Source organism: Janthinobacterium sp. GW821-FHT03C08 (genome assembly GCF_059420905.1).
The window spans coordinates 121467-133158 of the sequence record NZ_JBWKUP010000005.1 but is presented as its reverse complement, the minus strand read 5'-3'; the positions used below and the strand labels follow the sequence as shown (position 1 = coordinate 133158).

Here is an 11692-nt window from a genome sequence, read left to right as displayed (position 1 = left end):
CAACACTTTTCCATTAAGCATTTCCTGTTTCCTGTAGAAAAAAGAGCACATCATGCTTGATAGCAATAGTGCATGCACCAGACGAGGGCAATAGCGAGAGTTGTACGAGATCAAGTGCTGCATTGCAGTGCGCAGGCAGTCGCTGCGTGGTGGCCGCCCAAATCAGCAATAACCCACAATCCGATGGCAATTGCTGTCAAAATCAGCGAATACACGCGATTCCAAGCAAAGTCCTCGCACACAAATGGTGCAATGCAGAAAAAAACGTCGTTTTTTTCGCGCACAGACTGACGTAAATAAGATTTTTTTGACGCCGGCGATACGGGGAGCGGCAGAGAGTTGCAAAAACACAACAACAACAGTTAAATCTATCACAATCTCACTTTTTCATTATATGATGCAGAGGCAATAAGAAAGCCCTTGCTCATTTGAACGCGTTATTTAGCATGAAAACATATATTCATATGCGTTAGCTCAGCAAATTGCCACTTTTTAAAATAACAATCTCCCCGTTTCTATTCCTAAATTAAATAATATTTACCGGAATATAAAATGACCGCGCCCTGCCCCAATATAATCGGGGAAGTATCAAGACGCCGGTTGATCTTTCACGCCTGAGTATTTCCCATCAAATACCACGGTGAAAATACCACGCTGCCGTTTGCAATAACATGCGGAATACTTTCTGCTCGCCCGCGCCATAGTTTGGACAGCTTTCCATTATTCGCTCCCATACATTCCCGAGCTGGCCGTTGCCGCTGTGCCTGACGCGAGCCGCTGCGCACGACCAGGGGCCTGTCCCGGGCCATTCCGCTCGCGGCGGCGTTGCCGGGCCGGGCGATCTGCCGGGACCGCCACTGCCGGCCAGGCGCTGCCGCCTCGGCCTTCTCAACAAAACGCCGGCTCCGGGTAAAATGGCGGCTTGATGGCCGCGCGCGGCACGTCAACGACTCTCCGCTAGATACGGAGCCCAGCCATTTATATAGACAGATATCATGTTGCGACTCAACGAAGTAAAACTCCCCCTCGAACACGACGAAGCGGCCCTGCCCGCCGCCATCCTGGCGCGCCTGGGCATCACCGCGGCCGACCTGACCGGCTTTACCGTCTTCAAGCGCAGCTATGACGCGCGCAAGCGCAGCGCCGTGGTGCTGATTTACTCGCTGCATGTCGAAGTCAGGAATGAAGCGGCCGTGCTGGCGCGCCTGAGCCACGATATCCACCTGATGCCCGCGCCCGATACCGATTACAAATTCGTCGCCGGCGGCGAACAGTTGGCCGGCCACACGAACGAACCGCGCCCCATCGTCATCGGCACGGGCCCCTGCGGCCTGTTCGTGGCGCTGATCCTGGCGCAGATGGGCTTGCGCCCCCTCATCCTGGAGCGGGGCAAGCAGGTGCGCGAACGCACGGTCGACACCTTCGGCTTCTGGCGCAAGCGCGAACTGAACCCGGAATCGAACGTGCAGTTCGGCGAAGGCGGCGCCGGCACCTTTTCCGACGGCAAGCTGTACAGCCAGATCAAGGACCCGAAACACTACGGCCGCAAGGTATTGACGGAATTCGTCAAGGCGGGCGCGCCGGAAGAAATCATGTATGTCAGCAAGCCGCACATCGGCACCTTCCGTCTCGTCAAGATGGTGGAAGAGATGCGCGCGAACATCGAGCAGCTGGGCGGCGAATACCGCTTCGAGAGCAAGGTGGTCGATCTCGACATCGTGCCGGGCCCGGACGGCGGCCAGGTGCGCGGCGTGGTGCTGGCCAATGGCGAAACCATCGCCAGCAACCACGTGGTGCTGGCCATCGGCCACAGCGCGCGCGACACCTTTGAAATGCTGCACAAGCGCGGCGTGTACATCGAGGCGAAACCGTTCTCGATCGGTTTCCGCGTGGAACACCCGCAATCCCTGATCGACAGCTGCCGCTTCGGCCCCAGCGCCGGCCACCCGATTCTGGGCGCGGCCGACTACAAGCTGGTACACCATGCCAGCAATGGCCGTTCCGTGTACAGCTTCTGCATGTGCCCGGGCGGCACGGTGGTGGCGGCCGCCTCGGAGCCGGGCCGCCTGGTGACGAACGGCATGAGCCAGTACTCGCGCAATGAACGCAACGCCAACAGCGCCATCGTCGTCGGCATCACGCCGGCCGACTATCCGGGCGACCCGCTGGCCGGCATCGCCCTGCAGCGCGAGCTGGAAGAGCGCGCCTTCGCCCTGGGCGGCGGCAATTACGATGCGCCAGGGCAATTAGTTGGCGACTTCGTCGCGGGCCGCGCCTCGACGGAATTCGGCAGCGTGGTGCCCTCGTACAAGCCGGCCGTGCACCTGACGGACCTGGCCCCTTCGCTGCCCGAGTACGCGATCACGGCCCTGCGCGAAGCGTTTCCGGCATTCAACAAGCAGATCAAGGGCTATTACAAGGCCGACGCCGTGCTGACGGGCGTGGAGACGCGCACTTCGTCGCCGATCCGCATCAAGCGCCGCGACGATGACCTGCAAAGCCTGAACACGCGGGGCCTGTTCCCTGCCGGCGAAGGCGCCGGCTATGCGGGCGGCATCCTGTCGGCGGCCGTCGATGGCATCAAGGTGGCCGAAGCGGTGGCGCTGTCGATGAGCGCGGCCTGATCCCCCCCGGCAGCGCGCAATGCGCTGCCGGGATCTGTGCGCTGTCCTGAAAACCATCTGGATGGCGCCCTCGGTGCATCCATTCAGCCTGCCTGGCAGCGCATGGCCGCCTCCGGCACCACGGGCCGGCAGCACGGCAGACGCCCTGCTCTTCCCGCCGTATGTGTGGCCGGGAAAAAGTACGCCTCCTTCCCCGCTACCATCCCCTTATATTGCCATATATGCATCACGTTTCCGGCAGGGTGTTTCATTTTCACATCACCTTTCCAGTTGTGTCGAGATTGTTACAAACAAGGGACGAATCTTGATAATTCCCCTACTTTCTCACCAGCCATTTCACCTTTCCAGCAGGCTGCTTACAGCCCTTCTCGAGTGAAAAAGGTAACCATGAATTAACAAAAATATCAAAATATAAAGTTTCATAATTTGAAATATTTGTTACAAATCCATGCGAAATGTTACGCAATGACCTTCTTTTCGTTCAATGAGCTGATTTTCAGCATTTTTTTTCATTCACTAAAAGTTGCGAAGTTTGACAAGCAAACACGAGCAATGCTCTCATGAAGAGTCTGAATTCTCGTTGTCGACCACAAGTGAATTTCAGCTGTATGTTAATGAGGAAATTTGTACTTATACCAACTATATCCTTCAGGAGTTAACAGAGATGATGATAGAAAATGCGTTATCGCGCTCACTGCGTCTGATGTTTTCAAGCAGTACCTTAATGGTCAGTGCCGGCCTGTTGATCCAGCCTGCATTTGCCCAGGACAATGCTCCCATACAACGCGTGGAAATCACCGGTTCGTCCGTGAAGCGCGTCGATGCTGAAACTTCCCTGCCAGTGCAAGTGGTCACCAAGGCTGACATCGCCCGTACCGGCGCCACCAGCACCGAAGAACTGATGCAATCGATCTCGGCCTTCTCTTCGGCCGGCGGCACGACCAATGCGACCGGCGCCGGCACCTCGACCGGGGGCCTGTCTTCGATCTCGCTGCGCGGCCTCGGCTCGACGCGCACCCTGGTACTGGTGAACGGCCGCCGCCTGGCAGCATTCGCCGGCAGCGACGGCGCATCCGTCAACGTCAATGCCATTCCGCTGGCAGCCATCGAGCGCGTCGAGGTATTGAAAGATGGCGCGTCAGGCGTGTACGGCAGCGATGCCGTGGCCGGCGTGGTCAACTTCATCCTCTCCAAGCGCGTCGATGGCATCGAAGTCACCGGCGGCTATGGCTCGCCGACCACCAGCGGCGGCGGACAGAACGCAAAGGCCTCGATCACCGGTGGCTACAATACCGACAAATTGAGCGCGGTGGTGTCCGGCTCCTACGAGAAGGAAAAGGCGCTGTTCGGCCGGGACCGCTCCTATGCCGCTTCCGCTACGCGCCTGCCTTATTACAACTCGACCGCAACCGGCCAGGGCAATATTCAGGGATCGTTCACGCCGGGAGTGGGTCCCGATGACGGTTTCAGCAACGGCGGCTCCGGCTATGGCAATCCGCTGGCTGTCGGCAACAAGTGCAGTTCCATCAAAATGAGCACCATCGCGGTCGGCGCCAAAGGCAGCCCGTACTGCGCCTACGACAGCGGCCCGGACGTGGGACTGACCCCGGACCGTGAACTGTACAACCTGACCGGCAACCTGAGCTACCAGCTGAACGACAACCATCAGCTGTTCGCCGACCTGCTGTACTCGGAAAGCAAGATTACCCAAACCTATCAGCCATCGCCAGCGCGGGCCGACTTTTTCCAGACCGACGGCCTGTTTCAGCAACAGGGCGTCGATCCGGCCCTGCTGCTCATGCCCTCCAACCCGGTTTACCAGTCGATCGCCGTCCCCTACCTGACCAGCCAGGGCTTCACCTCGCTGATCGGCAAGCCGCTGGCGATCACGTCGCGCGTGTTCGACTTTGGCCCGCGCCAGAACGTTGATACCGCCAAGCAATCGCGCGTGGTGGTGGGCGCCAAGGGTGCGCTGAGCTTCGGCGACTACGAAGTGGCACTCAGCCATAACGAATCGAAACTGGAAAGCGCCGTCACCACCGGTTACTTCTCGCAAGTGGCCTACGCCAAGATCATCAACGGCAGCAACTGGAATCCATGGGCAGACGGCGGCGTGCAAACGGGCGCACTCGCTACCCAACTGCAGGGCGCCGCCTTCACCGGCAATTTCCTGAACGCTAAATCGACCAGCGATGCGTTCGACGGCAAGGTCACGGGCGATTTCTGGACCATCGCCGGCATCACTCCACAGTACGCAGTGGGCTTGCAGTCGCGCAAAGAGAAATACGTGACCGATCCGAGCGCAGCGTACCAGTCGGGCGATATCTCAGGTCTCGGCGGCTCGGTGGTCCCCATCGACCGCAGCCGCACAGTCAACTCGGTTTACGGCGAGCTGAACATCCCAGTGCTGAAAACGCTGGAAGTCAACCTGACCGGGCGCGACGACAAGTACAACGACGTCGGCAACACTGCCAACTGGAAAGGCAGCTTCAAATGGCGTCCGGTGCAGCAACTGGCGCTGCGTGGCTCGTACGGCACCGGCTTCCGCGCACCATCGCTGGTGGATCTGTGGACCCCGCAGACGCTGGGCACTTCGGAACAGTTCACCGATCCTGGCACCAAGCAAACGGGCCTGCAGGTGAACTCCTTGAGCGGTGGCAACCCGAACCTGAAACCGGAAAAGTCGAAACAGTACTCGTTCGGTGCCGTATGGCAGGCAACGAACACTGCCAGCATCGGTCTTGACTTCTTCAACATCAACATCCGCGACATCCTGGCCACGCCATCGGCACAGGAAGTGGTTTCGCGCTTCCGCGCAGGCGATCCGGCCTATGCTGGCCTGGTGACCCTGCGTGGCAACGACATCGTCAGCATCAAGCAAACCCTGGCCAACACGGGTGATGCCAACGTGCAAGGTATCGACCTGTTCGCCAACTGGAAGGATAATTTCAGCTTCGGCAAGCTGGAAGCAAACCTCAACGGTACCTACATGGATACCTTTGACCAGACCAGCCCGGGCGGCCAGGTGTCGCACAAGGTCGGCACCATCGTGGACGGTGACGGCACGCCCGTGATCGGCGCGCAAAACGGCGGCGTGGTCCTGCGCTGGAAACACCAGTTGGCTGCCACCTGGAGCAACGGCCCATGGTCCACCACCCTGGTGCAAAACTACCGCACCGGCTATCAAGTGGGGCATGACCTGAACGACAACAAAGTGTTCATCGGCGCCGAATCGATCTACGATGCCAACGTTGCATACCGCGGCATCAAGAACCTCACCCTGGCACTGGGCGTGAAAAATATGTTCAATAAGCAACCTGAACCTATAGGCACGGCCGTCACCAATCAGTTCCAGGCCGGCTACGATATCAACCAGTACGATCCACGTGGCCGCTTCGTCTACGTGACCGCTGGCTACAAGTTCCAATAAGAATCGAAGCCACCAGTAATAGCGCCTGGAGCAATCCAGGCGCTATTTTTTTGCTCTAGCAGCGGGAAGTCGGGGACTTCCGGCCATTGTCATTCGACCCGGCTGTCTGACCGTCCGTCTCGGACAAGCGGGCATCTCCCATGCCGCCAGCCACCGGCATCCGCGTGCGGGCGCGGCCTACATGGCCTACGCGCAGAAGGTGAAGGCCTGTCACGGCCGTCTGCGCGCCTGGCAGCGCATCGTCCACGGCGTGGCCACGCTACCTGCCGACTTACCTGGACTGGCGCTGGAGACTCGACGCCAGGCGCATCCGCGCTACAGCAACCTTATCGAAAGCAATCCCGGGAGCGTTCCCGCACCTGACGCTGCCATCGCTTTCTTTCCTGCCATCAAGCCGCCAGCGGCAGCCGGATACGGATATGGCAGCCGGGGCTGCTGTCGACGGCGCTGACCTCGCCGCCCAGCTGCTGCACGATGGTATAGACGATATGCATGCCCAGGCCGGAGCCGCCCTGGCCCCGCTTGGTGGTGAAAAACGGTTCGAACATGTGTTCGCGCACGGCGGGCGCCAGGCCGATGCCGTCGTCGGAAAACTCCAGCAGCAGCCAGGACGCGGCAGCATCGGCATCGTCCGTCTCGATGCGCGCGCGTATCGTGATGCGCCCCGGGCCGCCCTGCGGATAGCCGTGGCGGGCGCTGTTCATCAGCAGGTTCGACAGGATCTGCGACAGCTTGCCGGCCGCCAGGCGCACCTGGCAATCGGGGGCGATGTCGAGTTCCACGCCCAGCGCCGCCTTGCGCAGCTCCGGGCTGTGCGCCGACACCAGGCCGTGCACGTAGTCGTGCAGCGCCAGGTCGGCCACGTATTCGCTGACCTGGTCCACGGCCAGCTGCTTGAAATTGCCGATGAGGTCGGCGGCGCGCGCCAGGTTGCGCTCGATCAAGGCGGCTGCGCCCTTGAGCGACTCGGCAATATCGACCAGTTCGGCGCGGCTGACCTTGGCGCCGCCCAGCAGCTGCACCAGCTGGTCGGCATAGCTGCCCATGCTCGAGGCCGCCGTCAGCGCCACGCCAATGGGCGTATTGACTTCATGCGACACGCCCGCCACGAGCGAACCGAGCGCCGCCATCTGTTCCTGCTCGATCAGGTTGGCCTGGGCCGCCAGCAGCGATTCGGTACGCACGCGCACGATTTCCTCCAGCTGCCGGGTACGCTCCTGGTGCTGCAGCTCGGCCGCGCTGCGGGCCGAAAAGATCGACAGCAGCAGCAAGGCCAGCAGACGCTTGTTTTCATCGATGGGACGCGTGTCGATGGCCGACAGGATGCCCAGGGTCTGGCCTTCCGTATCGATCAGCGGCATGCCGACATAGCTTTCCGCGCGCATGTCGACGAGGAGGGTATCGTATGGAAAGCGACGCTGGATATCGCTGCCATGAAAGCACATGCTCTGGCAGGTCACGTCCTGGCACGGCGTGTGCCGCAGGCTGTATTCGATGTTCGGCTGGTAGCTGTCGCCGCCCCACAGGGCCAGCGTGCGGATGCCTTCGCTGCCGTCATCCATGCGGATCAGGCGCCCGGCGATCACATACTGCACGTCGAGCGCTTCGGCCAGGTCCTTGACGAGGATGCGCAGGAAGTCGTCGCCGCGGGCGCGGGCCGTCGAGGCGGTAATCGAGCGCAGGGCCGCTTCCGCCAGGGTGCGCCGCTGCTCGGGATCGAACAGGGGTTCTTGCGAATTCACATCAAACAACGGAATACTCATGAATGCTCCTGCGCAGCACTGGAAGCACCAGCAACCCTGCCGGCGTGGCAACCCTCAGCCATGGCCCGCGCGCGCGGACCTGCCGCGATTGTACCCCCGGCTATTGTTTAATAATACAGATTTGCAGGAATTTTTTATAGCCAGCCGGAACGCTTGAACAGGTAGTACATATAACCGCAGACACAGCTCATCAGTCCCACGGCCACGGGATAGCCGTATTGCCAGTCCAGTTCCGGCATGAACTTGAAGTTCATGCCCCACACGCCGGCAAAGGCCGTGAAGACGGCGAAGATCGCCGCCCAGGCCGCCAACTGCTTGTTCACTTCGCTCTCGTCGATGGCCACCATCGACAGGTTCACCTGGATGGCCGTGCTGATCGTGTCGCGGATGGTATCGAGCGTGCCATTGATGCGCGACAAATGGTCATGCACGTCGCGGAAGTATTCTTGGGTATCGTGGCACAGCGGCGGCACGCGGCCGCCGTGCAGCTTGCCCACCGCTTCCATCAGGGGCGCCACCACGTGCCGCAAGACCATGACCTTGCGTTTCAATTGATACAGCCGCTCGATATTGTCGCGCTCGGTGCCGCGGTCGAAGATGCGGTCCTCGATCAGTTCCAGCTCCGATTCCAGCGCGTCGAGCACGGGGAAATACCGGTCGACGACGGCGTCCATCAGCGCGTACAGGACGAAGGCGGAACCCTGGCGCAGCAGGTGCGGCTCGCGCTCGGCGCGCGCCCGCACGCCGAGGAAACCTTGCGAGCTGTTACTGCGCGACGAGAGCACGTAATTGGCGCCGACAAAGATGTCGACTTCGCCCAATACCAGTTCGTTTTCGACCATTTCCACGGTCTTCACGACGGCAAACAAGGAATCGCCATATTCCTCGATCTTCGGGCGCTGGTGGCCCCGCTGCGCATCCTCGACAGCCAGTTCGTGCAGGCAAAATTCGTGCTGCATCTGTTTCAGCTCGTCCGGCGTGGCGTCGAGCAGGGCGACCCAGACGAAGCAGTCGGGCCGCTCCACGTAATCGCTGATATCGTCGATCGGCAAGTCGGCCAGTTTTTTGCCATCCTGGTAGGCCACGCAGTTTATGAGCATACACATTCCACAGTCAAATGAAGAGCGGACGAAACAGTCCGCCAGGCGCCAGCTTACCTTATCGCCTGCATTTGTTGTGCATTCTGGCGTGCAACGGACGCCGGGAGAAAAGCGGACGGGGTGGGGTCCCCGCCCGGCAAGGCGTCAGTCTTCCTTGGCGCCGTCAATGCCCAGTTCGGAGATCTTGCGGGTGATGGTGTTGCGGCCGATGCCCAGGCGCACGGCCGCGTCATTCTTGCGCCCGTGCGTATGCTTGAGCGCCGTCTTGATCAGGGCCGACTCGAATTGGCGCCCCAGCACGGCCATGACTTCCTGCTGCCCCGCGCCCAGCATGCCGGCCGCCTGCAGCTCCAGCAAGCCGATCCAGCCCGGCGGCGCGCCATTGGCGGGCGCGGCCGCCTCGAAGACCTGGCCGCCATGCGCATGGGCAACACTCGCCGGCACCGTGTCAGCGGACGCCACCGGGGCGGCGCCATCGCCCTGCCCCTGCGTCAGTTCCAGGGGCAGGTCCTTGATTTCCACCGTCTGGCCCGGCGCCATCACCGTGATCCAGTTGCACAGGTTTTCCAGCTGGCGCACGTTGCCGGGCAAATCCAGGCTGCTGAGGAATTGCATCGTCGGGTCGCTCATGCGCTTCGCTTCCACGCCCAGCTGGCGCGCGCTCTGCACCAGGAAGTGGCGCACCAGAATGGGGATATCCTCGCGCCGCTCCCGCAAACTGGGCAGGCGCAAACGGATCACGTTCAGGCGGTGATACAGGTCTTCGCGGAACAGGCCGTCGCGCACGCGCTGCTCGAGGTTCTGGTGCGTGGCCGTAATGACGCGCACGTTAGCCTTCATGGGCTGGTGCCCGCCAACCCGGTAAAAATGGCCATCGGACAGCACGCGCAGCAGGCGCGTCTGCAGGTCGAAGGGCATGTCGCCGATCTCGTCGAGGAACAGGGTGCCATTCTCGGCCTGCTCGAAGCGGCCCCGGCGCGTCGTCTGCGCGCCCGTAAATGCGCCCCGTTCGTGGCCGAACAGTTCCGACTCCAGCAAATCCTTCGGGATCGCCGCCGTGTTCAGGGCGATGAAGGGCTGCGCCGCGCGCGGGCTGTGCTTGTGCAGCGCGCGCGCCACGAGTTCCTTGCCGGAGCCGGATTCGCCCGTGATGAGCACCGTCACGTTCGATTGCGACAGGCGGCCGATGGCACGGAAGACTTCCTGCATGGCCGGTGCCTGGCCGAGGATTTCCGGCGTTTCCGACGGGCCCGATTCGACGCTCGTCTCGCGCAGGCTCTCTTCCAGCGCGCGGCGGATCAGCTCGACGGCCTTGTCGATATCAAAAGGCTTGGCCAGGTATTCGAAGGCGCCGCCCTGGAAGGCCGCGACGGCCGAATCGAGGTCGGAAAAGGCGGTAATAATAATGACCGGCAGGCCGGGAAAGCGCGACTTGACCGTCTGCAACAGCTCCAGCCCGGACGCGCCCGGCATGCGGATGTCCGACACGAGCACTTGCGGCGTGTCAAATTCCAGCGCGGCGATGGCGTCGCGCGCATTGGCAAAACTCTTGGTGGCGAGATTTTCCCGTGCCAGGGCTTTTTCCAGCACCCAGCGGATTGATTCGTCGTCGTCAACTATCCAGATTGGCTTCATTAGTGTGTGCGTCCCGCAATGGATTTCATGGGTGGGATACGCCCCCGCTTATGGCAAGGGCAGAACGATCCTGAAATCGGTGTATCCAGGCCGGCTTTCGCACTCGATCACGCCCAGGTGCTGTTGCACGAAGGTTTGCGCCAAGGTCAGCCCCAGGCCGCTGCCGCCTTCCCTGCCCGACACCAGCGGGTAGAAAATCCGGTCGCGGATCTGGGGTGCGATGCCCGGTCCATTGTCAATGATATGCAAGTCTAATGCCAGGTTGTAACGCACCTTGGCCAGGGTCACCTGGCGCGCCACGCGCGTCTTGAAAATCAGCTCCGCATCGCCCGCTTCGATGCGCTCGGCCAAGGCTTGCGCCGCGTTGTGCGCGATATTGAGCACAGTCTGTATCAATTGCTCCTTGTCGCCGCGGAACTCGGGAATCGAGGCGTCGTAATCGCGCGAAATGGTCAGGCCGCTGGGAAACTCGGCCAGGATCAGGCTGCGCACGCGCTCGCACACTTCGTGGATATTCACGTCGCCCACGATGTGCGGGCGGCGGTGCGGCGCCAGCAGGCGGTCGACCAGGGTCTGCAGGCGGTCCGCTTCCTTGATGATGACCTGCGTGTATTCGCGCAGTTCGCTCAGGTGCAGGGCCGGCAGCTCCAGCTCCAGCAGTTGCGCCGCGCCGCGGATGCCGCCCAGCGGGTTCTTGATTTCATGCGCCAGGTTGCGGATCAGCTCCTTGTTGACCTGGCTCTGGTCGAGGATGCGCTCCTCGCGGTCCAGCTTTAACTGCTGCACGTTTTCGCGCAGCTCGATCAGCACGCTGTCGGGCGGCGCGTCGAGCGCGCTGATGATGCTGTGCACGCGCAGCGGCTCGCGCCCCAGGCGTTCCAGGCTCAGGTCCTGGCGCAAGTCGGAAAATTTATGCTCGAGCGCCTGCGCGCAGATGCCGGCCAGTTCCTCCGGATTGAGGAACAGGGCCGTCAGCTTTTGCCGCGACAGGGCTTTCAAGGAGCTTTCCAGCAGGTTTTCCGCCGCCGCGTTGGCATAGCCGATGCGGCCATCGCCGTCGAGCAGGATCACGGCCGAGGCCAGCAAGTCAAGGCCGGCCAGGTGGGCGGGACGGCTGGGGTGGCTATCTAAGGTCATGTG

General features: G+C 61.4%; 6 protein-coding genes. 2 read left to right on the top strand and 4 right to left on the bottom strand.

Going from position 1 to position 11692, the window contains the following annotated elements:
- Window positions 1-995 precede the first annotated feature (995 nt).
- Window positions 996-2624, top strand: coding sequence for an NAD(P)/FAD-dependent oxidoreductase (locus AC07VL_RS08520; RefSeq protein ID WP_494805450.1), 1629 nt, complete (start codon window positions 996-998; stop codon window positions 2622-2624).
- Between the two features lie 724 nt (window positions 2625-3348).
- Entirely contained in the window at window positions 3349-6054 is a 2706-nt protein-coding gene (locus AC07VL_RS08515) for a TonB-dependent receptor (RefSeq protein WP_494805449.1), read from the top strand.
- Between the two features lie 389 nt (window positions 6055-6443).
- Here the strand turns inward: AC07VL_RS08515 and AC07VL_RS08510 are convergent, their stop codons facing one another.
- The 4 genes from AC07VL_RS08510 to glnL all read right to left on the bottom strand — a co-directional run bounded on the left by AC07VL_RS08510 (window position 6444) and on the right by glnL (window position 11689).
- A complete protein-coding gene (locus AC07VL_RS08510; RefSeq protein ID WP_494805448.1) occupies window positions 6444-7817 on the bottom strand; it encodes an ATP-binding protein in 1374 nt (457 codons plus the stop codon).
- 134 nt (window positions 7818-7951) lie between these two features.
- Entirely contained in the window at window positions 7952-8917 is a 966-nt protein-coding gene (gene corA, locus AC07VL_RS08505) for a magnesium/cobalt transporter CorA (protein ID WP_494805447.1), read from the bottom strand.
- 144 nt (window positions 8918-9061) lie between these two features.
- Window positions 9062-10552, bottom strand: a complete 1491-nt coding sequence (gene ntrC / locus AC07VL_RS08500) for a nitrogen regulation protein NR(I) (protein WP_494805446.1) — start codon at window positions 10550-10552, stop codon at window positions 9062-9064.
- Between the two features lie 48 nt (window positions 10553-10600).
- Window positions 10601-11689: a nitrogen regulation protein NR(II) gene (gene glnL / locus AC07VL_RS08495; protein ID WP_494805445.1), complete on the bottom strand. Its 1089-nt coding sequence runs from the start codon at window positions 11687-11689 to the stop codon at window positions 10601-10603.
- Window positions 11690-11692 lie beyond the last annotated feature (3 nt).